At 60.8% G+C, this 24098-nt stretch carries 18 protein-coding genes; 7 read left to right on the top strand and 11 right to left on the bottom strand.

Going from position 1 to position 24098, the window contains the following annotated elements; genetic code table 11:
- Positions 1–128: 128 nt before the first annotated feature.
- Both KW849_RS22820 and KW849_RS22825 read right to left on the bottom strand, forming a co-directional pair.
- Positions 129–1799 carry a bifunctional protein-serine/threonine kinase/phosphatase gene (locus tag KW849_RS22820; protein WP_218431371.1) on the bottom strand — a complete coding sequence of 557 codons (1671 nt, stop codon included), beginning with the start codon at positions 1797–1799 and terminating at the stop codon, positions 129–131.
- Positions 1800–1806: 7 nt separating this feature from the next.
- Positions 1807–3018, bottom strand: a complete 1212-nt coding sequence (locus tag KW849_RS22825) for a NarK/NasA family nitrate transporter (protein ID WP_218431372.1) — start codon at positions 3016–3018, stop codon at positions 1807–1809.
- 36 nt (positions 3019–3054) lie between these two features.
- Between KW849_RS22825 and KW849_RS31900 the strand changes: the two genes are divergently transcribed.
- Positions 3055–3246, top strand: a complete 192-nt coding sequence (locus KW849_RS31900) for a hypothetical protein (RefSeq protein WP_371319172.1) — start codon at positions 3055–3057, stop codon at positions 3244–3246.
- Positions 3247–3336: 90 nt separating this feature from the next.
- Here KW849_RS31900 and KW849_RS22830 read toward each other — a convergent pair whose 3' ends face one another.
- Both KW849_RS22830 and KW849_RS22835 read right to left on the bottom strand, forming a co-directional pair.
- Complete coding sequence (locus KW849_RS22830) at positions 3337–3912, bottom strand: ANTAR domain-containing response regulator (protein ID WP_108218906.1); 576 nt, start codon at positions 3910–3912, stop codon at positions 3337–3339.
- 15 nt (positions 3913–3927) lie between these two features.
- Positions 3928–5139: a CmpA/NrtA family ABC transporter substrate-binding protein gene (locus KW849_RS22835; RefSeq protein ID WP_218431373.1), complete on the bottom strand. Its 1212-nt coding sequence runs from the start codon at positions 5137–5139 to the stop codon at positions 3928–3930.
- Positions 5140–5367: 228 nt separating this feature from the next.
- Between KW849_RS22835 and KW849_RS22840 the strand changes: the two genes are divergently transcribed.
- A complete protein-coding gene (locus tag KW849_RS22840; RefSeq protein WP_218431374.1) occupies positions 5368–6387 on the top strand; it encodes a quinone-dependent dihydroorotate dehydrogenase in 1020 nt (339 codons plus the stop codon).
- Positions 6388–6646: 259 nt separating this feature from the next.
- Here the strand turns inward: KW849_RS22840 and rmf are convergent, their stop codons facing one another.
- Complete coding sequence (rmf, locus tag KW849_RS22845) at positions 6647–6862, bottom strand: ribosome modulation factor (RefSeq protein WP_003223300.1); 216 nt, start codon at positions 6860–6862, stop codon at positions 6647–6649.
- A 528-nt stretch (positions 6863–7390) separates the two neighbouring features.
- On the opposite strand from rmf, the gene rlmKL reads away from it, so the two are divergent.
- Together rlmKL and KW849_RS22855 are read left to right on the top strand one after the other, a co-directional pair.
- Entirely contained in the window at positions 7391–9661 is a 2271-nt protein-coding gene (gene rlmKL, locus KW849_RS22850) for a bifunctional 23S rRNA (guanine(2069)-N(7))-methyltransferase RlmK/23S rRNA (guanine(2445)-N(2))-methyltransferase RlmL (RefSeq protein WP_218431375.1), read from the top strand.
- Between the two features lie 199 nt (positions 9662–9860).
- Positions 9861–12260, top strand: coding sequence for a GGDEF domain-containing protein (locus tag KW849_RS22855; protein WP_218431376.1), 2400 nt, complete (start codon positions 9861–9863; stop codon positions 12258–12260).
- Between the two features lie 150 nt (positions 12261–12410).
- On the opposite strand, the gene dacB is transcribed toward KW849_RS22855, so the two are convergent.
- Positions 12411–13871 carry a D-alanyl-D-alanine carboxypeptidase/D-alanyl-D-alanine-endopeptidase gene (dacB, locus tag KW849_RS22860; protein ID WP_218431377.1) on the bottom strand — a complete coding sequence of 487 codons (1461 nt, stop codon included), beginning with the start codon at positions 13869–13871 and terminating at the stop codon, positions 12411–12413.
- Between the two features lie 233 nt (positions 13872–14104).
- On the opposite strand from dacB, the gene KW849_RS22865 reads away from it, so the two are divergent.
- A complete protein-coding gene (locus tag KW849_RS22865; protein WP_108218900.1) occupies positions 14105–14449 on the top strand; it encodes a YggL family protein in 345 nt (114 codons plus the stop codon).
- 114 nt (positions 14450–14563) lie between these two features.
- Here the strand turns inward: KW849_RS22865 and KW849_RS22870 are convergent, their stop codons facing one another.
- Positions 14564–15775, bottom strand: coding sequence for a benzoate/H(+) symporter BenE family transporter (locus KW849_RS22870; protein WP_218431378.1), 1212 nt, complete (start codon positions 15773–15775; stop codon positions 14564–14566).
- A 358-nt stretch (positions 15776–16133) separates the two neighbouring features.
- Here KW849_RS22870 and KW849_RS22875 point away from each other — a divergent pair, with 358 nt between their 5' ends.
- A complete protein-coding gene (locus KW849_RS22875; protein WP_008050187.1) occupies positions 16134–16898 on the top strand; it encodes a GntR family transcriptional regulator in 765 nt (254 codons plus the stop codon).
- Positions 16899–17051: 153 nt separating this feature from the next.
- Here KW849_RS22875 and guaD read toward each other — a convergent pair whose 3' ends face one another.
- The 4 genes from guaD to xdhA all read right to left on the bottom strand — a co-directional run bounded on the left by guaD (position 17052) and on the right by xdhA (position 23171).
- Entirely contained in the window at positions 17052–18356 is a 1305-nt protein-coding gene (guaD, locus tag KW849_RS22880) for a guanine deaminase (RefSeq protein WP_218431379.1), read from the bottom strand.
- Positions 18357–18364: 8 nt separating this feature from the next.
- Positions 18365–19207, bottom strand: a complete 843-nt coding sequence (gene xdhC, locus KW849_RS22885) for a xanthine dehydrogenase accessory protein XdhC (RefSeq protein ID WP_218431380.1) — start codon at positions 19205–19207, stop codon at positions 18365–18367.
- Between the two features lie 117 nt (positions 19208–19324).
- Positions 19325–21724: a xanthine dehydrogenase molybdopterin binding subunit gene (gene xdhB, locus KW849_RS22890; protein WP_218431381.1), complete on the bottom strand. Its 2400-nt coding sequence runs from the start codon at positions 21722–21724 to the stop codon at positions 19325–19327.
- Positions 21717–23171, bottom strand: coding sequence for a xanthine dehydrogenase small subunit (xdhA, locus tag KW849_RS22895; RefSeq protein ID WP_218431382.1), 1455 nt, complete (start codon positions 23169–23171; stop codon positions 21717–21719). Before xdhA ends, xdhB begins: the two co-directional genes overlap by 8 nt.
- Before the next feature lie 267 nt (positions 23172–23438).
- Here xdhA and KW849_RS22900 point away from each other — a divergent pair, with 267 nt between their 5' ends.
- Positions 23439–24098 carry a GntR family transcriptional regulator gene (locus tag KW849_RS22900; RefSeq protein WP_108218892.1) on the top strand — a complete coding sequence of 220 codons (660 nt, stop codon included), beginning with the start codon at positions 23439–23441 and terminating at the stop codon, positions 24096–24098.

Genomic DNA, 24098 nt, shown 5'->3' on the forward strand with positions numbered 1-24098 from the left:
CCAACTCTCGCAAGGGCCTGATTTATGGGCTCTCGTCATGGGAGGAGGGTGTTTTCGTGCACCGGTTCAAGGCGCGATGCCCGGTTTTGAAGCAGAAAGATCTTTTGATCTTTTGGGTAATGAAAAACTCAGCCATGAAACAGCAAAAACAGCAGCACCAGATTCACCAGTAACGACACCAGCGCCAATGTCCGCCAGACTTTCAGCGGCTCGCGCTCCAGCAACGGTCTGGGGCGCACGCTCAAACTACGACGTTCTCCCTGTTCCAGTAGCAACAACCATTCTTCCGCCGTTTCGAAACGCCGATCCGGAGCCGCAGCCACCGCGCGCTCCAGGCTTTGCGCGATCCATTCCGGCAGGTCGGGCCGGTAGCGACTGGCGCTGACAGGCACACCAAACCGTGGTCGCTGGAACGCTTCGATTTCGCCGTAGGGATAATACCCGGTCAGCAGGTAATACAAGGTCACGCCGACTGCATACAAATCCTGTTGTGGCGTAGGAGGGTCGCCTCGAAAAGCCTCCGGCGCGATATAACTGGGCGTTCCGGGCAAGGCGCAAGCTTGATCTTCGGACAGCCCGGGGCAGTAGGCGAGGCCGAAATCCAGCAGGCGCAACTCGCCGTCGTCCCCCAGCAACAGGTTCTCCGGTTTGATATCGCGATGCAGAATCTGCCGTCGATGCAGGATGCCGACGGCCCGCAGCAGGCGTTCGGCCAGGTCCAGCCATTGAGCCAGTGGCAGCGTTGCGACACGCTCATGCAGCTCAGCCAGGGTAGACCCGGAATATTCACGCATCACGTAGTACAAATGCTGACGCTGACTGGAGGCATGGACTTCAGGAAAATGCCGCCCGGCCACACGCTTGAGAAACCATTCCTCCGATAACAATGCCTGCCCGGCCTGGTGATCGTCACGGAGCGCACCGGGCAAGGTTTTCAGCAACCAGGGTTGTTGCTGCGCGTCGCGCACCCGATACAGCAGCGATTGCTGGCTCTGGCCGAGGATCCCTTCCACGTGCCAGCCTTCGAAGGTCTGGCCCGGCTTCAGTGCAGGCGGGAGTGGCCATTGCTGCAGATGAATCAGCGCATCGCCAATGCTGGTTTCGCCAAGGGCATCGACCCGCACCAGCAGGGCGCTGGCATTGTCCTGGCTGCCGGCCAGGTGCGCGGCGCTGACCAGCGTTTGCGCGGCACTGTCCAAATCAGGCTGATCCCGCAGAATCGCCGCAATGGCCGTGTCGCCCAGCACGGCCCAGATGCCGTCGCTGAGCAGCACGAAACTCTCGTTCAGCCGAAGTTCGCCATCGAGAAAGTCCAGCACCAAGTGTTGATCCAGCCCGAGGGCCCGCTTAAGCACATGCTGCATGCCCGGCTGGTCCCAGACGTGATCCTCGCTCACCCGTTGCAGCGTGTCGGCGTGCCAGCGATAAACCCGGCAATCGCCAACGTGAGCCAAGGTAAAACGCCGGCCGCGCATCACCAAGGCACTGACGGTGGTCAGCAGCGGTTGGCCGCCACCGTTAGCCTGCAACCAGCGATTTTGCGCCAGCAGCAGGCGATCCAATGCCTGGGCGACGCCCCAGGTTTCCGGGGTGGCATAGTAGTCCAGCGCCAGGGCCTGCAAGGTCGAACGGGCCGCGAGACCGCCATCGGCACATTGGCTGACGCCGTCGGCGATGGCGAACAGATAACCTTTGCTCGCCGCCAGCGCCGGGGCCGGAGTGACCAGGCGCAGAGCGTCCTGGTTCTCCTCGCGGGGGCCGATGGCGCTGTGTTCGGCGAAGCTCAGTTGCAGGCTCATGCAGTCCTCACACCCGTGCAGCGGTGACGGCTGCCGAACCCCAAGTGGTTCTCCAGCGACGTTTCACCCCATGTAGACCGAACCAGGCGAGTACGCCGAGGCTGGCGAACAACCACAGCGCCAGTTGATAGCTGCCGGTGCTTTGCTTGATCGCGCCCATGCCGGCCGCCAGTGCGAAGCCGCCGATACCGCCGGCCATGCCGATCAGCCCGGTCATCACGCCGATTTCCCGACGAAAACGCTGCGGGACCAACTGGAATACCGCACCGTTGCCCGCACCCAAACCGAGCATGGTGCAGACGAAAAGCGCCAACGCTGCGTAGGAACTCGGCAGATTGAAACCCACCGTCGCAATGCAGATCGCCGCCACGGTGTACATCACCAGCAAGGTGCGAATCCCGCCAAAGCGATCCGCCAGTGCACCGCCCAACGGACGCATCAGGCTGCCACCGAACACACACGCAGCAGTGTAGTAGCCGGCAGTGACCGGGCTCAGGCCGTACTGGTCGTTGAAATAACCGGGCAGGGCACTGGCCAGGCCGATGAAACCGCCGAACGTCACGCTGTAGAAAAACATGAACCACCAGCTGTCACGATCGCCCAAGGCCTTGAAGTAGTCGGCGATGGCTTTGGCTTTTGGCCGCTCGGGGGCGTTTTTGGCCAGCCAGGCGAAGACGATCAAGGCCAGAATCAGCGGGATCAGGGCGAACCCGAACACGTTGCTCCAGCCAAACGCCGCCGCCAGCACCGGGGCGATCAATGCGGCGAACACCGTGCCCGAGTTCCCCGCACCGGCGATGCCCATGGCCTTGCCTTGATGCTGCGGTGGATACCACTGCGATGCCAGGGGCAGGGCGACGGCGAAAGAAGCGCCGGCCATGCCGAGGAACAGACCCAGCAGCAACGCTTGCTCGTAGCTGTGGATACCGAGTTTCCAGGCGCCGAACAATGCGCAGATCACGATGACCTGACCGATCAGGCCGGCAGTTTTTGGCGACAGGCGATCAGCCAGCATCCCCATCACGAAACGCAAGACCGCCCCGGCCAGAATGGGCGTGGCGACCACCAGCCCGCGTTGCTGCGTCGTCAGGTGCAGGTCGGCGGCGATCTGTACCGCCAACGGACCGAGCAGGTACCAGACCATGAAGCTCAGGTCGAAGTAGAGGAAGGCTGCGAACAATGTGGGTGTATGGCCAGATTTCCAGAAGCTTGAATTCATCGCGCACCTCAGCTGTGAAGAGTCTCGGAAGGAGTCATGAGCTTGCAGGTGGGGCGCCGTTACGGCCGCACCACCGGCCCCGTGCTGTGGGGCCAAAACGAAAAAACGCCGCCACCCGATTCGCCAGGGGCAAATGAGGTGCGCGACGTCTTTGTCGTAGGTGGGGCAACCGCCGTTGGTTACCTGTATCGATTACCTAGCCAGATCTGTGCCATATCGGAAATTTAGGTAAAGCAAAAAGATCGCAGCCTTCGGCAGCTCCTACAGAGAATGTGTGCGTCCCGTAGGAGTTGCCGAAGGCTGCGATCTTTATGTTGTTCAACCCAGCAGTTCGCTCATGGCAATAATCTGCTCCGCCACCTGAATCAGCTTCTGCTGGCGGCTCATCGCCTGGCGGCGCATCAGCGTGTAGGCCTCTTCTTCGTTGCAGTCCTTCATTTTCATCAGCAGTCCCTTGGCCAGTTCGATGCGCTTGCGCTCGGCCAGTTGCTGGTCGCGGGCCTGCAACTGGGCACGCAAGGCCTGATCGCTTTCGAAGCGCGCCATGGCCACGTCGAGAATCGGTTGCAGGCGTTGTGCGTGAATGCCTTCGACGATGTAGGCACTGACTCCGGACTTGATCGCCTGTCGCATCACACCGGGGTCGTGTTCGTCGGTGAACATCACAATCGGTCGTGGCTGGTCGCGAGTCACCAGCACCACTTGTTCCATGACATCGCGACCCGGTGACTCGGTATCGATCAGAATCACATCCGGACGCACCGTTTCGACGCGTTCGGGCAGGTCGATGGTCAGGCCGGATTCATCGATCACTTCGAATCCGGCCTCGGTCAGGGCGGCCTTCAGGCGTCCGACTTTTTTTGCGGTGTCGTTGATCAGCAGGATACGCAGCATGTTCGTGGTCTCCTGTCAGCGGCTGGCGGATCGAGGGGAGCTGTCGCTCATGGCGTGCAGTTTGAAACTGCGGGCATAACCGGCCGGGTCCGAGCCGTCCCAGATTTTGCCGTCGATCAACTGGCTGCTGCGCATTTCCTCGGCTGGCGAGGCGACGCCGACGGCACTGGCGGCCTCACGGTAGAGGTCCAGTTGCTGGACCTGCCGGGCCACCGCGAGATAGTCCGGGTCATCGCGCAACAAGCCCCAGCGGCGGAACTGGGTCATGAACCACATGCCGTCGGACAGGTACGGCAGGTTGACCTCGCCATCCCCGTGCAAGCGCAGTGCGTGCGGGTCTTGCCAGCGATGGCCAAGGCCGTCGGCGTATTCGCCCAGCAGGCGCGGTTCGATACAGTCCAGTGGCGCGTCAAGGTATTGATCGGCACTGAGCAATTGTGCGGTACTGCGACGATTCTCGGTGCTTTCTTCGATGAAACGGCTGGCCTCCAGAACCGCCATCACCAATGCCCGGGCGGTATTGGGGTATTGCTCGACGAACGCGCGGGTGCAGCCCAGGACTTTTTCCGGATGATCGGGCCAAAGGGTCTGGGACGTGGCCAGGGTGAAGCCGAGGTCCTGTTGCACGGCACTGGCGGACCAGGGTTCGCCGACGCAGAACCCATCGATACGCCCGGCTCGCAGGTGCGCGACCATTTGCGGTGGCGGCACCACCACGCTGTCGACATCCTGCAATGGGTGAATGCCCTGGCTGGCGAGCCAGTAATACAACCACATGGCGTGGGTGCCGGTTGGGAACGTCTGGGCGAAGGTGAGTTTTGAGCGAGTTTGGTGCACGTGCCGATCCAGTGCTTCAGGACTGGTCACTCCAAGTGCCTGCAAGCCGCCGGAAAGATTGATGCTTTGGCCATTCTGATTCAGGCCCATCAGCACGGCCATGTCGGTCGCCGCCACGCCACCGATGCCCAGGTGTACGGCGTAAATCAGACCGTAAAGGCTGTGGGCTGCATCGAGTTCGCCGCTGACCAGTTTGTCCCGCAGGTTGGCCCAGGACGACTGGCGCTTGAGGTTCAGGGTCAAGCCGTGGGGCTGGGCGAAGCCCTGGGTGGCGGCGACCACCACCGAGGCGCAGTCGCTCAGGGCCATGAAGCCGAGATTGATTTCGGTTTTTTCCGGGGCATCGCTGCCATTGACCCAGGCCAGAGGGCCGGCTGACGGTTCGTTCATCGCGTGTTCACCTTGCAAAAAAAACGTCGTCCCGAGTCCTCGCATGAGCAGGCCGTGGACGACGCCATTGTCTTTGCACACATTCCGTCGTCGGCATGGGTGCTGGTACCTGGATTGGTGCAAGGCATATGCCATTAACCGCTGATTTGCTCACGCGCCTCGCTTGCAACCCCGATGCCCGGCTATAATCGCCGCCTCAATTCGCCGCCAATCGAGTCAAATCCGCCCATGTACACCCTGGCCCGTCAGCTGTTGTTCAAACTCTCCCCGGAAACCTCCCACGATCTGTCCCTGGACCTGATCGGCGCGGGCGGGCGTCTTGGGCTCAACGGCTTGCTGTGCAAGGCCCCGGCGAAGATGCCGGTGAATGTCATGGGCCTGGACTTCCCGAATCCGGTGGGACTGGCCGCCGGCCTGGACAAGAACGGTGCGGCCATCGATGGTTTCGCCCAACTGGGTTTCGGTTTTGTCGAAATCGGCACCATCACGCCGCGTCCGCAGCCAGGCAACCCGAAGCCGCGCCTGTTCCGTTTGCCGCAAGCCGAGGCGATCATCAATCGCATGGGCTTCAACAACCTCGGCGTCGATCACCTGCTGGCTCGTGTGGCGGCGGCCAAGTACAAGGGCGTGCTGGGCATCAACATCGGCAAGAACTTCGATACGCCGGTCGAGCGTGCCGTGGACGACTACCTGATCTGCCTGGACAAGGTTTACGCCCACGCCAGCTATGTGACGATCAACGTCAGTTCGCCGAACACGCCGGGTCTGCGCAGCCTGCAATTTGGCGACTCGCTCAAGCAGTTGCTGGCCGATCTGGCCGAGCGCCGCGCGGAACTGGCATTGCGTCATGGCAAACATGTACCGCTGGCGATCAAGATCGCGCCGGACATGAGCGACGAAGAAACCGCACAGGTTGCGCAAGCGCTGATCGAAACCGGAATGGATGCCGTCATTGCGACTAACACCACCCTGAGCCGCGTAGGCGTCGAAGGTTTGGAGCATGGTGACGAAGCCGGTGGTTTGTCCGGCGCACCGGTTCGCGACAAGAGCACCCACACCGTGCAAGTGCTGGCGTCGGAGCTGGGTGGTCGGCTGCCGATCATCGCTGCCGGTGGCATTACCGAAGGCAAGCACGCCGCAGAAAAAATCACCGCAGGCGCGAGCCTGGTGCAGATCTATTCGGGCTTCATCTACAAAGGCCCGGCGCTGATTCGCGAGTCTGTGGACGCAATCGCAGCGCTACGCTGATCCCCTGTAGGAGCAGCCGGTCGACGCTCGATTGCTCGCGATGGACCCGAGAACACCGCGTGTATCCAGAAAGCACGCGTTATCGTTATCGACCATCGCGAGCAAGCTCGCTCCTACAGGGATTGTTTAGGGCCAACGAGCAGGCATAAAAAGGGCTCCATGAAGGAGCCCCTGGGCCGGAGCCCGCCGTCCGGATGGGACGCGCATGGTTAATTCAGTACAAAATCAGATTGTCGTGTCGGAGTGTTATGCCCTGTAATTAGCCGACGGCGTGAAGTTCGTTGAGTCTGTGGATTCCCGCAGTGCCGGTCATACCGTCCCAGTTGTCGCCGCGTCCTTCTCGCCAGCCGTTGATCCAGGCTTGACGTACCGACGGTAGAGTAAATGGGCAAAGCTCACGGGATTTACCACCAACGCCATATTGATATCCGCGCAAAAATGCTCTTTCCAACGGATCACGCTTAAGTCTTCTCATAGGGTGTTGCCCTCACTTGTTGACTGTATTTATCGCGTCGACCTCAATTGAGGTCTGGCAGAAAACTCTGCCGTTGGGGGCTCGTTGCCGGCGTGACGAGCCAAGGTGTTGGCGTCATTGCGGCGCCAACCTGTATTGAGTTCTAACCAATGCGTCACATCGAGGGAATGATCGTTTTGTCATAAGGACGTAACTGTTCATGTGCTAACGCCATAAGTAACAGCGTGTTTTACCGTATTTGTTGACCAAACCCCGGTATGATCGGCCTTGCGCTGGATGATGAGCTTAATCCTTTAGTGAGAATGGCTCCCGTTGCCGGGAAGCACTATTCGACGAAGGGTCGACTTATGACATTTTGTTGCATCAACTTTTTTATCTGTCCTTGCATCTAAGCTCATTTAACCCGGGCAGCAGGGGTGGAACGGCACACCTTCGTGCCACGCGGGCGCTCTTCGAGAAAAGCGCCTGATTGAAAACCGGACCGGCAATGCGTTGCCCGGTCACTCAGCTAAAGGTTCTGGAATTCCCATGTCCGATCGTTTCGAACTCTTCCTCACTTGCCCAAAAGGCCTTGAAGGCCTGCTCATCGAGGAAGCCGTCGGGCTTGGCCTTGAGGAAGCGCGGGAGCACACCTCGGCCGTGCGCGGCATGGCCACCATGGAAACCGCTTATCGCCTGTGCCTGTGGTCGCGCCTGGCCAACCGCGTGCTGTTGGTGCTCAAACGTTTCCCGATGAAGGACGCCGAAGACCTGTACCACGGCGTGCTGGACATCGAGTGGCAAGACCACATGCTCAATGACGGCACCCTGGCCGTCGAATTCAGCGGTCATGGCTCGGGTATCGACAACACCCACTTCGGCGCGCTGAAGGTCAAGGACGCCATCGTCGACAAGCTGCGCACCCCGCAAGGCGACCGTCCGTCCATCGACAAGCTCAACCCGGACCTGCGCATTCACCTGCGTCTGGACCGTGGCGAAGCCATTCTGTCCCTTGACCTGTCCGGCCACAGCCTGCACCAGCGCGGCTATCGCCTGCAGCAAGGTGCGGCACCGCTGAAGGAAAACCTCGCGGCCGCCATCCTGATCCGTTCCGGCTGGCCACGTATCGCGGCCGAAGGCGGCGCGCTGGCCGACCCGATGTGCGGTGTCGGTACCTTCCTGGTCGAAGCGGCGATGATCGCCGCCGACATCGCGCCGAACCTGCGTCGCGAGCAGTGGGGCTTCACCGCCTGGCTCGGTCACGTCCCGGCGCTGTGGAAAAAACTCCACGAAGAAGCGTCCGAGCGCGCCGCTGCCGGCCTGGCCAAAACACCATTGTGGATTCGCGGTTACGAAGCCGACCCGCGGCTGATTCAACCGGGCCGCAACAACGTCGAGCGTGCCGGCCTGAGCGAGTGGATCAAAATCTACCAGGGTGAGGTCGCGACTTTCGAGCCGCGCCCGGACCAGAACCAGAAAGGCCTGGTGATCTGCAACCCTCCATACGGCGAGCGTCTGGGTGACGAGGCGAGCCTGCTCTACCTCTACCAGAACCTTGGCGAGCGCTTGCGTCAGGCCTGCCTGAACTGGGAAGCGGCGGTGTTCACCGGTGCGCCGGACCTGGGCAAGCGTATGGGCATCCGCAGCCACAAGCAGTATTCGTTCTGGAACGGCGCCTTGCCGTGCAAACTGCTGCTGATCAAGGTGCTGCCGGATCAGTTCGTCACCGGCGAGCGCCGTACCCCGGAACAGCGCCAGGTCGAGCGTGAGCAAGCCGCCTACGATCAGGCGCCGAACGAGCCGCAGGAACGCAAGTTCAACAAGAACGGCAACCCGATCAAACCGACTCCGGCACAGGCGCCGGTGGTCGAGCAGCCGCGCCTGAGCGAAGGCGGGCAGATGTTCGCCAACCGCCTGCAAAAGAACCTCAAGGCCCTGGGCAAGTGGGTCAAGCGTGAAGGCATCGACTGCTACCGCGTGTATGACGCCGACATGCCGGAATATTCCATGGCCATCGACCTGTATCACGATTGGGTCCACGTCCAGGAGTACGCCGCGCCGAAATCAATCGATCCGGAAAAGGCCTCGGGCCGTATGTTCGATGCCCTGGCAGCCATCCCGCAGGCGTTGAACATCGACAAGAGCCGCGTGGTGGTAAAACGCCGTGAGCGCCAGAGCGGCACCAAACAATACGAGCGCCAGGCGGCGCAGGGCAAGTTCGTCGAAGTCAATGAAGGCGGCGTGAAGCTGCTGGTGAACCTCACCGACTACCTCGACACCGGGCTGTTCCTCGACCATCGGCCGATGCGCATGCGTATCCAGAAGGAGGCGGCCGGCAAACGCTTCCTCAATCTGTTCTGCTACACCGCAACGGCCAGTGTGCATGCGGCCAAGGGCGGCGCGCGCAGCACCACCAGTGTCGACCTGTCGAAAACCTATCTGGACTGGGCGCGGCGCAACCTGTCGTTGAACGGTTTTTCCGACAAGAACCGCCTGGAGCAGGGCGATGTGATGGCGTGGCTTGAAGCCAGTCGTGACGAGTACGACCTGATCTTCATCGACCCGCCGACGTTCTCCAACTCCAAGCGCATGGAAGGTGTCTTCGACGTGCAGCGCGACCAGGTGCAATTGATTGACCTGGCCATGGCGCGACTGGCGCCCGGCGGTGTGTTGTACTTCTCCAACAACTTCCGCAAGTTCGAACTGGAAGCCAATCTCGGCGAGCGTTATGCAGTCGAGGAGATCACCGCCCAGACCATCGATCCGGATTTTTCCCGCAACGCCAAGATCCATCGCGCCTGGAAAATCATGGCTCGTTGACACCTGGATCTGTGTAGGAGCGAGCTCTGCTCGCGATGGTCGACAACGATAACGCGTGCTTTCTGAATGCACGCGGTGTTCTTGAGTCCATCGCGAGCAAGCTCGCTCCTACAGTGCTGGTCAAATTAGTGGCTAATAGCTATAACTCAGTCCATGGCCAAAGGGCTTCTCCGCACCTGGCGTTTTGAGTTTGCGTTTTATGTCGTTGCACGCCGTGCGCCCCAAGATCCTGGGTTTTATCAGCGAAGATGTTTCGGCCTGGCTGGTCGCGCTGTTGGTATTGCTTGTCGGCGGGGTGCTCACCGGGTTACTGGCGTGGTCGACGCTCAATCTGTTTCACCATCAATTGCGGCAACGCTTTCAACTGCTGGCCAGTGAGCGTTACAGCCGTATCGAAGAGCGTTTTGAAGATCAGGAGCAGCGTCTCGATGGCCTGCGCCGGTTTTTCGCCAACTCCGATTCGGTTTCTCGAGCGGATTTCGACGGATACACCCAGCCTTTACTGCTGCGAACCCAGGCTTATTCCTTTGCCAAACGGGTCACTCGTGACGAGCGGGCGGCGTTCGAGGGGCGAGTGCGTGACGAAGGCTTGAGCGGCTTCACCCTGAGAGAACTCAACGCTGACGGCCAATTGCAACTGGCCGGCGAGCGAGATGAATACGTAGCGGTCCTGTATAGCCAAACGCAAAGCAGACTCGGCTCCCCCCTCGGTTACGACTTGCTGGCCCAGCCGCTACGGCGTGCCACGCTCGATCGGGCCGATCAGCGTGGTGGCATGGCAGTGTCGCAACCGATGCATCTGGTGAGTATCGAGCCGGCTTATGCGCGAGGCGTGTTGCTGGTCACGCCGGTCACGCAACATAACAGTCAGGGCCACAAAGCCACGAAACCCTACGGCTATGTCATGGCAGTGATCAGCATGCGCCAGTTGCTGGCGGACGGACTGCCGCAAGCGAGCCGTGACTATCTCTCGGTGCGCATCCTCGATTTGTCGACCGACGAGCAGCACGAGGTGCTGTTCGAGTCGGCCAACCCGCCGGCTATCAGCGAGTTGTCGGCCACGCGCCTGTTGCGCATGGCCGACCATGACTATCAAGTCGATATCCAGCCCAGCGACGCGTTCGTGCAGGCCAACCATTCTTCCGTGACCAGTCTGGTGGTGTTGGGTGGTTTGCTCAGCGTGTTGCTCAGTGCCTTGTTGTATGTGCTGGTCAGTCAGCGGCAGCGGGCGCTGAAACTGGTCGAGCAACGTACCCGGGAGCTGCGGGATCGAGAACAGGAGTTGCGTCGTACCCATGGTCAATTGCGTGGCGTGCTGAATGCCGCCACTCAGGTTGCGATCATCGCCACCGACTTGCGTGGCGTCATCAGTACCTTCAACGCCGGTGCCGAGCAGATGCTTGGCTATACCAGTGCCGAGGTGGTGGGGCACATGACCCTTGAGAACCTGCACCTGTCCCGGGAGCTGGTCGCTCGCTCGGCGCAGTTGAGCGCACGCTATGGCAAGCCGGTTCCAACCTGCCACGCGATGCTGGTCGAAGGCGATGTGGAGGGCAACCACGAGGCGCGGGAGTGGACGCTGGTGCGCGGCGATGGCAGCCATTTGATGGTCAACATGCTCGCCACGCCAGTGCTCGACGAGCAAGGCCTGTGGGTCGGGCACCTGGCGGTGTGCATCGACATCACCGAACGCAAACGGATCCACGAAGCGCTCGCGGCGCGGGACCTGCTGTTGAAGAAACTCAGTGCCCACGTGCCCGGTGGCATCTACCAGTTCAAGATGGAGTTCGACGGACGCTTCAGTGTGATCTACGCCAGCGACGGCATTCGCGAGATCTACGAACTCGAACCCGACGTGCTAGTGCTCAATGCCGAAGCGATCTTCACCCGGATTCACCCTCTGGACACCACCCGTGTCCGCGCTTCGATCCGCGCCTCGGCCGACACCCTCAGCCCCTGGCGCGAGGAATACCGGGTGCAACTGCCGCAACGTGGTTTGCGTTGGGTGCGCGGCGAAGCCACTCCGGAGGAACTGCCCGGTGGCGGTGTGCTGTGGCACGGCTACATCTCGGACATTTCCGATATGAAGCGGGTGGAAGAAGAACTGCGCGCGTTGTCGGTCACCGATTCGCTGACCGGTATCCACAACCGGCGTTATTTCCAGGAACGCCTGACCACCGAAATGGCCCGGGTGGCGCGCGGCGGTGGGAATCTGTCGGTGATCATGCTCGATATCGACCATTTCAAGCGTATCAATGACCTGCACGGCCATGCCATCGGTGATCGGGTGCTGCAGGCAGTGTGCGAACGGATCGGTCATCGGCTGCGCCGTACCGATGTGTTCTGCCGCCTGGGCGGTGAGGAGTTCATGGTGCTGTGCCCGGATATCAGCGGCGAACATGCCTACGTGTTGGCCCGGCAATTGTGGCAAGGCTTGCGCAGTTCACCCATTGAAGATGTCGGTACGGTCACCGCCAGTTTCGGGATTGCCAGTTGGCGGGCCGGGGAGGGCGCCGATGCCTTGCTGTTGCGCGCGGATTCGGGGGTGTATGCGGCGAAGCAGGCGGGAAGGGATCGGGTTGAGGCGGAATTGAACTAGAGGGTGCACGCAATCCCTGTAGGAGCTGCGGTGCGGCGATCCGACTTGCCAGCGAATGCGGCCGTTCAGTCAACATGAATGTTGAATGACAAATCGTCTTCGCTGGCAAGTCGGATCGCCGCACCGCAGCTCCTACAGGTTCGTGATGCTCTACAACACCGAAGCCGTCTGCGGCACTTTCGGTTGGCGATACAGGTCCAGCAGCACCTGATCGAGCACCGAAGAGGCGCCGAACGGGGCCTTGTCGTTGAGGATCGCCACCACCGCCCAAGTGTTGCCGTTGACGTCGCGACTGAAACCGGCAATCGCCCGCACGGTGTTCAGGGTGCCGGTCTTGACGTGGGCTTCGCCGCGCATGGCCGTGGTCTTCAGGCGCTTGCGCATGGTGCCGTCGGTGCCGGCAATCGGCATCGAACTGATGTACTCGGCGGCATACGGGCTGTGCCAGGCAGCTTCGAGCATCGAGGCCATTTCCCGGGCGCTGACACGCTCGGCACGGGACAGGCCGGAACCGTTCTCCATCACCAGGTGCGGCGCGGTGATGCCTTTTTTCGCCAGCCACTGACGCACGACACGCTGGGCGGCCTTGGCGTCGTCACCATCGGCATCGGTGCGGAAGCGTTGGCCCAGGCTCAGGAACAACTGCTGGGCCATGGTGTTGTTACTGTACTTGTTGATGTCGCGGATGATTTCCGCCAGGTCTGGCGAGAACGCCCGGGCCAGGACCTTGGCATCTTTCGGTGTTGGCGCCAGCACATCCTTGCCCTGAATGCTGCCACCCAGTTCCTTCCAGATCGCGCGGACGGCGCCGGCGGTGTAGGTCGCGTGGTCGAGCAGCGACAGGTAAGTCTGCGAGCTGCAGCCTTCACCCAGTTGGCCGCCGACCGTCACGGTCATGCTGCCATCCGCCTGCGTCACCGGGTTGTAGCGCACGCCGCCGGTGCACTGTTTGGAATTGAGGGCCTTGACCTGGTTGTCGATGCGGATGGTCGCAATGGGCGGTTCCACCGAGACCAGCACCTTGCCCGAGTCATTACGCGCGACGAAGCGCAGCGCCTTGAGGTTGACCAGCAGCGAGTCGGGTTTGACCAGGAACGGCTTGTTCTCGTCGTTGCCGTCGTCATTGAACTCCGGCAGTTGCGGTTGCACGAAGAAGGTTTTATCCAGCACCAGGTCGCCGGTGACCTGGGTGACGCCGTTGGCACGCAGGTCGCGCATCAGCAGCCAGAGTTTTTCCATGTTCAGCTTCGGATCGCCGCCACCCTTGAGGTAGAGGTTGCCGTTGAGAATGCCGCCACTCAAGGTGCCGTCGGTGTAGAACTCGGTTTTCCACTGGTGGTTCGGGCCGAGCATTTCCAGGGCCGCGTAGGTGGTGACCAGTTTCATGGTCGACGCCGGGTTGACCGAGACGTCGGCATTGAACACTGTCGCGGTGCCGGGGCCGGTGAGCGGGATCATCACCAGCGACAGGGCGTTGTCCTGCAACTTGCTGGCTTTCAGGGCTTTTTCAACGTTGGGCGACAACGCGGTATTGATCGGAGCTGCGGAAACGGAGAGGGCCAGGGGGAGAAGAAAACCGGCCAACAGCAATGGACGCAAAGATTTGATCATCTGAAATAAAACCCTACAGTCGAGGGGGAATAAGGTGAGGGCATGGAGATAAATTCCCTCAATGGTCATGAAAGTGTCGGCATTATGCCCCAAGGTGTCACCGCTTGTGCCGTGCGCGGGCATTCTGATCGGCTATTTTTTACCGACGGTAGGCGTAGTGGCCCAGAGAGTCAGGCAATCGGCGGCTTAAACTGCTAAAGTGCCGGCCGTTATTACTTAAGAGGATTGTTTCAATGGCGACTAACCGTTCCCAGCGTCTGCGCAAAAAACTGTGCGTCGATGAATTTCAAGAGCTGGGTTTCGAACTGAACCTGGATTTCAAAGAAGATTTGGCTGATGCAGCCATTGATGCTTTCCTCGACGCGTTCCTCAAAGAAGCCATGGAAGCCAACGGTCTGGGCTATGTTGGCGGCGACGACTACGGTCTGGTTTGCCTGCAGAAGCGTGGCTCGGTCAGCGCTGAACAGCGCGCTGCCGTTGAAGCCTGGCTCAAAGGCCGCACCGAGCTGACCAGCGTTGAAGTCAGCCCGCTGCTGGACGTCTGGTACCCGGAAAAGCCGATCAATCCGGTAGCTTGATGTTCTGAAAAAAACGGCGACCCAAGGGTCGCCGTTTTTTTTGCTTTTTTTGTAGGAGCGAGCTTGCTCGCGATGAACCTGAGAGCGCTGCGGGGTCTCAGGTTTCCAGCGTTATCATTGACGACCATCGCGAGCAGGCTCGCTCCTACAGTTCAGGATCAGCAGCGTCACCACCCCCGCGACAATCCCCCAGAACGCTGAACCAATGGAAAACAGCGTCAGCCCCGATGCCGTGACCATGAAGGTGATCAGCGCTGCTTCACGTTCCTTCACTTCGCTCATGGCGATGCTCAAGCCGTTGATGATCGAGCCGAACAGCGCCAGCGCCGCAATCGACAGCACCAGTTCCTTGGGCAGCGCGGCAAACAATGCTGCGAGCGTCGCGCCGAACACCCCGGCGATCCCGTAGAAAACTCCGCACCAGACTGCTGCGGTGTAGCGTTTGTGGCGATCCTCATGGGCGTGCGGTCCGGTGCAGATCGCCGCGCTGATCGCCGCCAGGTTGATCCCGTGGGAGCCGAACGGTGCCAACAGTAAACTGGCGATGCCGGTGGTGGTGATCAGCGGCGAGGCGGGCACCGTGTAGCCATCGGCGCGCAATACGGCGATACCGGGCATGTTTTGTGAGGTCATGGCGACGACAAACAGCGGGATACCAATGCTGATGGTCGCGGCCAGGGAAAAGTGCGGCGTGGTCCAGACCGGTGTGGCCACTTCCAGGTGGAAACCGCTGAAGTCCAGCAGCCCCATGAAGCCCGACAATGCCGTGCCGATCAGCAATGCCGCCAACACTGCATAGCGTGGCGACAGGCGCTTGACCACCAGATAAGTGACAAACATCCCCAGTACCAGGGCGGTGCGGTGTTGCGCTGCGACGAAAATCTCGCTGCCGATCTTGAACAGGATCCCCGCCAGCAGGGCAGCGGCCAGGGATGCTGGAATCTTTTTCATCAGCCGTTCGAAGCTGCCGGTCAGCCCGCAAATCGTCACCAGTACCGCACAGGTGATATAGGCACCGATGGCTTCGCCATAGCTCACGCCGCCAAGGCTGGTGATCAGCAGCGCGGCGCCGGGGGTCGACCAGGCAATGGTGATCGGCGTGCGATAGCGCAAGGACAGGCCGATGGAGCACACCGCCATGCCGATGGAAATTGCCCAGATCCACGAAGAAATCTGCCCGCTGCTCAGGCCCGCCGCTTGCCCGGCCTGGAACATCAGCACCAGGGAACTGGTGTAGCCGGTCATCATGGCGATGAATCCGGCGACGATGGCCGAGGGCGAGGTGTCGGCCAACGGGCGGATTTGCATGTGCGTGGCGTCGTTCATGACGGTGGTGTTCCTTTTACAGATGAAGATGTCTGCGAACCCAGCGTAGGAGCTGCCGAAGGCTCGGGCCGCGTTCGGACGATCTTTTGATCTCGGTTCTTAAAAGCAAAATCAAAAGATCGCAGCCTTCGGCAGCTCCTACACAGATAACGGGCAAATCGCGGATTTCGGGTTTAAGCCTAAACTCAAAAGTAACCAGACGTTGCGATACAGCCGAAGCAACATTCAGCCGTACAGTCGTGTTGCCACCGTCCATTGTGTACAATCGTTATGTTATTTACGCGATACTTGCCAGCGACCCGCCGTGCCGTCATACAGTCACCGTCAATTCGCCGCAGTTCTTCCGACTCGAGTGCCCATGAACGAACAGTTGCAACCCCTAAAGAAACAACCGCGAGCAGGCAAAGCCGGCCGTAGCGGTACCCAGGACGATATTGTCTACGCGCATATCTTCGAGGCCATCCTCGAACAGCGCCTGGCGCCCGGCACCAAGTTGAGCGAAGAAGCGCTGGGGGAAATTTTCGGGGTCAGCCGCACCATCATTCGCCGCGCCTTGTCGCGCCTGGCCCATGAAGGTGTGGTGCTGTTGCGTCCGAATCGCGGCGCCGTGGTCGCCAGCCCGAGCGTCGAAGAAGCCCGCCAGGTGTTCATGGCCCGCCGTCTGGTCGAGCGCGCGATCACCGAATTGGCGGTGCAGCACGCAACCGCCGAGCAGATTGCCGAATTGCGCCAGATGGTCAACGACGAGCGCGACAGCTTTTCCCGTGGCGACCGTGGTGCCGGCATCCGCCTGTCGGGCGAATTCCACCTGAAACTGGCTGAAGCGGCGAAAAATGCCCCGTTGATCAGTTTCCAGCGCAGCCTGGTGTCCCAGACTTCGCTGATCATCGCCCAGTACGAAAGCGGCAACCGCTCCCACTGCTCCTACGACGAGCACACCCAGTTGATCGACGCCATCGAGAAGCGCGACGCTGAACTGGCGGTGAACCTGATGATGCATCACATGGATCATATCGACAGCAAGCTCAACCTCGACGAGGAAAGTGCTTCGGATGATCTGCATGCGGTGTTCTCGCATTTGTTGCAGACCAAGAAGCCAGGGCGCTCGACCGCCAAGCTTTAAAAGATCGCAGCCTCGTTTCACTCGGCAGCTCCTACAAGGGAATGCGTACACCTGTAGGAGCTGCCGAAGGCTGCGATCTTTTGATCTTTCTGACAGGCAATAAAAATCCCCCGGGCTGAAAAGCGCCGGGGGATTTTTTTGTTCGGAAAAACCTTAGCGCTGATGCACCAGATTCCCCGCCGCATACGTCTGCAGCACAGTCCGGTCATCCCCCAGAGTCATCAACACAAACAACGTCTCGGCGATGTTATTGGCCTGCTTCAGGCGATAGCCCAGCAGCGGCGTGGCGTTGTAGTCCAGTACCAGGAAGTCGGCGTCGGTGCCCGGTTGCAGGTTGCCGATCTTGTCTTCCAGGCGCAGCGCACGAGCGCCGCCGAGGGTGGCCAGGTACAGCGACTTGAACGGGCTCAGGCGTGCACCTTGCAGTTGCATGACCTTGTAGGCTTCGTTGAGGGTTTGCAGCAGCGAGAAACTGGTGCCACCGCCCACATCGGTGCCGATGCCGACATTGAGATTGTGCTTCTCGGCCATCGGCAGGTTGAACAGGCCGCTGCCGAGGAAGAAGTTCGAGGTCGGGCAGAACGAGATGGCCGAACCGGTCTCTGCCAGGCGCGCGCACTCTTCATCGCACAGGTGCACACCGTGGGCGAACACCGAGCGCTCGCCGAGCAACTGGTAGTGATCGTAGACGTCCAGGTAGCCCTTGCGCTCCGGGAACAGCGCCTTGACCCACTCGATTTCCTTGAGGTTTTCGCTGATGTGAGTCTGCATGTACAGATCCGGGTATTCGCTCAGCAACTGGCCGGCCAGGGTTAGCTGTTCCGGAGTGCTGGTCGGTGCGAAGCGTGGGGTGACAGCGTAGTGCAGGCGACCCTTGCCGTGCCAGCGCTCGATCAGCACCTTGCTTTCGACGTAGCTGGATTCGGCGGTGTCGGTCAGGTAGTCCGGGGCATTGCGGTCCATCATCACCTTGCCGGCGATCATCCGCAGGTCGAGCTGCTCGGCCGCTTCGAAGAACGAGTTCACCGATTGCGGGTGCACGCTGCCGAATACCAGCGCAGTAGTGGTGCCGTTGCGCAGCAGTTCCTTGATGAAAATGTCCGCGACCTGGTCGGCGTGGGCCTTGTCGGCGAACTGGCTTTCGCACGGGAAGGTGTAGGTGTTGAGCCAGTCCAGCAACTGCTCGCCATAGGCGCCGACCATGCCGGTTTGCGGCAGGTGGATATGGGTGTCGATGAAGCCGGGAGTGATCAATGCGTCCTGATAGTGGGTGATTTCGACGTCAGCCGGCAGGGTCGGCAGCAATTCGCTGGCGTGGCCGAGGGCGCTGATCTGGCCGTTATCCACAACCAGCAAGCCGTCTTCGAAATACTCGTAGGAGGCTTCGATACCAACGATGGCGGGGTCGGCGATGCTGTGCAGGATGGCGGCGCGGTAGGCTTTGCGAGTCAGTGGCATGGGGATTCTCAATGGGAGGCTTGGCTGCGGCGTGACGCAGGCAGCAGTTTGGCAATCGATCCGGCGCTGGCGGTGTGCTGCCCGAAGTTCGCGTTATAGGTGGCGATGATTTCGCCGGCGATGGAGATGGCGATTTCCACAGGCAGCTTGCCTTTGACTTCGCCGATGCCCATCGGGCAGCGCATGCGTTGCACGACGCTGTTGTCGAAACCGCGCTCGCGCAGGCGATGTTCGAACTTCACCCGTTTGGTCTTCGAACCGATCAGGCCGAAGTAGGCGAAGTCGTTGCGCTTGAGGATCGCAGCGGTCAGTTCGAGGTCGAGTTGATGGTTGTGGGTCATCACGATGCAATAGCTGCCGGCGGGCAGGTCATCGATTTCATCCACCGGTTCTTCGCTGACGATCTTGCGCACGCCATGGGGGATCTGCTCGGGGAATTCTTCTTCCCGCGAGTCGATCCAGCGCACCCGGCAAGGCAGGCCGGCGAGCAGTGGCACCAGCGCGCGGCCCACGTGGCCGGCACCGAACACGGCGATCTGCGCCTGCACCTGGCCCATCGGTTCGAACAGCAATACCGTCGCACCACCACAGCATTGGCCGAGGCTGGCGCCGAGGCTGAAGCGCTCCAGATGCGTGTCCTGCTTGCCGCTGGCCAACATCTCACGGGCGATCTTCATCGCTTTGTATTCCAGGTGCCCGCCACCGATGGTGTCGAAGCTCTGGTTCGCGCTGATGACCATCTTCGAGCCAGCGTTGCGCGGCGTCGAGCCGAGCTCTTCGATGATGGTCACCAGCACGCAGGGCTCACCCCGGTTTTGCAGGTCGGCGAGGGCGTCGATCCAGTTGTACATAAACACCTCAACATCTCTGTTGTCTGTTCGGGCCTCATCGCGAGCAGGGCTCACTCCTACACTTGGAATGCATTCCCCTGTAGGAGTGAGCCTGCTCGCGATAGGCGCGCCTCGGTCTTAGAGCGAAGCCAACTCGGTCTCGGCCTCGACAGCCTTCGCCGCTTTCAACTGGCGCATCTGCTCACAACCCCACAGCACCCGCTCCGGAGTCGCCGGGGCGTCGATTTTCGGTTGATGCTTGTAATCGCCCAGGCTCGCCACGGCGTCCTTGATCGCACACCAGGAGGCAATGCCGAGCATGAACGGCGGCTCGCCCACGGCCTTGGAATGGAACACCGTGTCTTCCGGGTTCTTGCGGTTTTCCACCAGCTTGACGCGCAGGTCCAGCGGCATGTCCGCCGCGGTCGGGATCTTGTAGCTGGCCGGGCCGTTGGTCATCAGCTTGCCCTTGTCGTTCCACACCAGCTCTTCCATGGTCAGCCAGCCCATGCCCTGGATGAAACCGCCCTCGACCTGACCAATGTCGATGGCCGGGTTGAGCGAGGCGCCGACGTCGTGGAGGATGTCGGTGCGCAGCATCTTGTATTCGCCGGTCAGGGTATCGACCAGCACCTCGCAGCACGCCGCGCCGAAGGCGAAGTAGTAGAACGGACGGCCACGGGCCTGGCTGCGGTCGTAGTAGATTTTCGGGGTCTTGTAGAAGCCGGTGCTCGACAGCGACACCTGGGCGAAATACGCCTGCTGGATCAGTGCTTCGAAGGTCAGGATGTGATCTCGGACCCGCACGTGGCCGTTGTGGAATACCACGTCTTCTTCGCTGACCTTGTATTGGCGCGCGGCGAATTCCACCAGGCGTTTCTTGATGGTTTCAGCCGCGTTCTGCGCAGCCTTGCCGTTCAGGTCGGCACCACTGGAAGCGGCGGTCGGTGAGGTGTTCGGCACCTTGTCGGTGTTGGTCGCGGTGATCTGCACGCGGTCCATTTCCACCTGGAACACTTCGGCCACGACCTGCGCGACCTTGGTGTTCAGGCCCTGGCCCATTTCGGTGCCGCCGTGGTTCAGGTGGATGCTGCCGTCGGTGTAGACGTGCACCAAGGCACCGGCCTGGTTGAGGAAGCTGGCGGTGAAAGAGATACCGAATTTCACCGGGGTCAGCGCCAGGCCTTTTTTCAGGATCGGGCTGTTGGCGTTGTAGCGACGGATCGCTTCGCGACGCTCGGCGTACTGGCTGCTTTCTTCCAGTTCCGCGGTCATCTCTTCGAGCATGTTGTGCTCGACAGTCTGGTAGTAGTGGGTGACGTTGCGTTCGGTCTTGCCGTAGTAGTTGGCCTTGCGCACCGCCAACGGATCCAGGGCCAGATAACGGGCGATGGCGTCCATCACTTCTTCGATGGCAACCATGCCTTGCGGGCCGCCGAAACCACGGTAGGCGGTGTTCGACGCGGTGTTGGTCTTGCAGCGGTGACCGTTGATGGTCGCGTCGCCCAGGTAGTACGAGTTGTCCGAGTGGAACATCGCCCGGTCGACGATCGACGCCGACAGGTCAGGCGAGCAACCGCAGTTGCCGGCCAGTTCCAGGTTGATGCCGTGCAGGCGGCCGGTGCTATCGAAGCCGACGTCGTATTCGACATAGAACGGGTGACGCTTGCCGGTCATCAGCATGTCTTCGACACGCGGCAGGCGCATCTTGGTCGGCTGGCCGGTGAGGTGCGCGATCACCGCGCACAGGCACGCCGGGCTCGCCGCCTGGGTTTCCTTGCCGCCGAAACCACCGCCCATGCGGCGCATGTCGACGACGATCTTGTTCATCGATACATCCAGCACTTCGGCCACCAGTTTCTGCACTTCGGTGGGGTTCTGGGTGGAGCAGTAGACGATCATGCCGCCGTCTTCGGTGGGCATCACCGAAGAGATCTGGGTTTCCAGGTAGAAGTGCTCCTGGCCGCCGATGTGCAGGGTGCCCTGGATGCGGTGCTCGGCGGTGGCCAGCGCTGTGGCTGAATCGCCGCGTTTGTGGGTGTGGCTGTCGAGTACGAAGTGGCGTTTGCGCAGGGCTTCGACCACATCCAGCACCGGCTCGAGGTCTTCGTATTCGATGATCGCGGCCATGGCCGCTTTACGCGCGGTTTCCAGGTCTTTCGCGGCAACGGCGACCACCGGTTGACCGACGAATTGCACGGTATCGATGGCCAGCAGCGGATCGCCTGGCAGCAACGGGCCGATGTCTTTCAGGCCCGGCACGTCCTCGTGGGTGATGGCGATGCGCACGCCTTCGAAGGCGTAGCAGGGGGCGGTGTCAATACTGATGATCCGGGCGTGGGCGCGGTCCGACATGCGCGCATAAACGTGCAATTGGTTCGCAAACTCCAGGCGATCGTCGATGTACTGTGCTTCACCGGCCACATGCTTGGCGGCGCTGTCGTGCTTGACGCTGCGGCCGACACCGGTGGTCAGGTCCTTGGCGAACAGTTCAGCCAGTTCGGCTTGGGTCTTCTCTACGGTGTGATGATTAGACATAAGCGGTCACCCGAGTCTCGATGTGCGGTGTTTGCAGTTCAATGAAGTATTTGCGCAGCAGGTTCTGCGCGCTGAGCAGGCGGTATTCCTTGCTGGCGCGGAAGTCCGAGAGCGGCGTGAAGTCTTCGGCCAGGGCAGCGCAGGCGCGTTCAACGGTGACGCTGTTGAATGGCGAGCCGAGCAACGCGGCTTCGCAAGCAGCGGCGCGTTTCGGGATGGCCGCCATGCCGCCGAAGGCGACGCGGGCTTCAGCGACCACGCCGTTCTCCAGGCGAATGTTGAAGGCTGCACACACGGCAGAAATGTCGTCGTCCAGGCGCTTGGAGATCTTGTAGGCGCGGAACAGTTTTTCGACGCTGGCGCGCGGCACGATGATCTTCTCGATGAACTCGCTTTCCTGGCGCGCCGTGACGCGGTAATCGATAAAGTAATCTTCCAGTGCCAGGGTGCGGCGGGTTTCGCCTTTGCACAGCACGATTTGCGCGCCGAGGGCGATCAGCAGGGGCGGCGAGTCACCAATTGGCGAGGCGTTGCCGATGTTGCCGCCCAGGGTGCCCTGGTTGCGGATCTGCAATGAAGCGAAGCGGTGCAGCAATTCACCGAAGTCCGGGTACTCGGCGTTCAAGGCCTCGTAGCAATCGGAAAGGGCCGTAGCGGCGCCGATTTCCAGGCGATCGTCAAAGCGCTCGATGCGCTTCATCTCGGCGACGTTGCCGACGTAGATCATCACCGGCAGAGTGCGGTGGAACTGCGTGACTTCCAGCGCCAGGTCAGTACCGCCGGCCAGCAGTCGGGCCTGTGGATAAGCGTCGTAGAGGTCGGCCAGGTCGGCCACGGTCAGTGGCACCAGGCAGCGTTTGTCGCCGCTGTTGAGTTCGCCGATATCGGTCGGGGCAATGGCTTTCAGGCGCGCGATGGTGTCGGCCTCGCGGGCGTCGAACTGGTCCGGCTGCTTGGTGCAACAGGACTGCTCGGCGGCTTCCAGGATCGGCCGGTAGCCGGTGCAACGGCAGAGGTTGCCGGCCAATGCTTCGTGGGCCTTGGCATGGTCCGGTGCATCGCTGTTCTTTTGCAGGGCAAACAGCGACATCACGAAGCCGGGGGTGCAGAAGCCACATTGCGAGCCGTGGCACTCGACCATGGCTTTTTGCACGCTGTGCAGTTCACCCTTGTGCTTGAGGTCTTCAACGCTGATGAGCTGTTTGCCGTGCAGGGACGACACGAATGTCAGGCACGAGTTGAGGCTGCGATAGCGAATGTGTTCGCGGCCGTCATCATCGGTCTGCAATTCGCCGACCACCACGGTGCAGGCGCCGCAGTCACCGCTGGCGCAGCCTTCTTTGGTGCCGGGTTTGCCCACATGGTCGCGCAGATAATTGAGCACGGTCAGGTTCGGGTCCAGGGCGTGCTCGCTACGGAGTTCCTGGTTTAGTAAAAACTGGATCACGGAAGGCCTCGCAGACTCATTATTGTTGTTAACCGACAGGAACTGAATTTAGCAGGTCTGACTTTTCGGTCAATGATTTTCTGACTTAAAGGTCAGGAAATTGCAATTTGTCGATCAACCACCTGTTCCTTAATTATTGTCGCTGGTTCGATAGCCTGCTTTTTGGCTTGAATCGTGCCAAAAACCTCCGGGCGGGCACTGCGCCCTGATGCAGCAATTGCGCTACACTGCGCCGCTTGTACAGATCGAAGAGTTTGAAGGACAACCATGACGTTCAAGGCGCCGGACAGCCTCGCCGAGCAAATCGCTCACCACCTCGCCGAACGTATCATTCGCGGCGAAATGAAGCCCGGAGAGCGCATCCAGGAACAGAAAGTCACGCTGGCCCTCAATGTCAGCCGTGGTTCGGTTCGGGAGGCCTTGCTGATCCTCGAGCGTCGGCACCTGATCGCGATCCTGCCGCGACGTGGCGCCCACGTTACCGAGCTCACCGCACATAAGGTGCAGAGCCTGTGCACATTGATGAGCGAGCTCTACATCCTGCTCGGTAACTCGGTGGCCAGTAGCTGGAAAACCCAGGCCGACATGGCGCCGTTCGTGCAGATCCAGCAGCGCCTGACGGCCAGCTACGAGCGTCAGGACATCCGCACCTTCGTCGACGACAGCTTCAATGTGATGCGCGCCGCGTATCCGTTCGCCAACAACCCGTACTTGCAGGAAACCGTCGAGAATCTGCAGCCGGCCATGAGCCGCGCGTATTTCCTGGCTCTGGACCAGCGCAAAGCGTCGATGAGCGAATTCCTGGAGCTGTTCGAGCGCTTGCTCGCTGCGGTGCTGGCCCGTGATTTTCCGCAGATCCGCGAAGTGCTGACGGCTTATGCCCAGCGCAGCTGCGATCTGGTGGTTTCTGCCCTGACGGACGCCTGA

Origin of the sequence: Pseudomonas sp. PDM26 (assembly GCF_019219185.1) — a bacterium.
In the GTDB taxonomy this organism is placed as follows: Bacteria; Pseudomonadota; Gammaproteobacteria; order Pseudomonadales; family Pseudomonadaceae; genus Aquipseudomonas.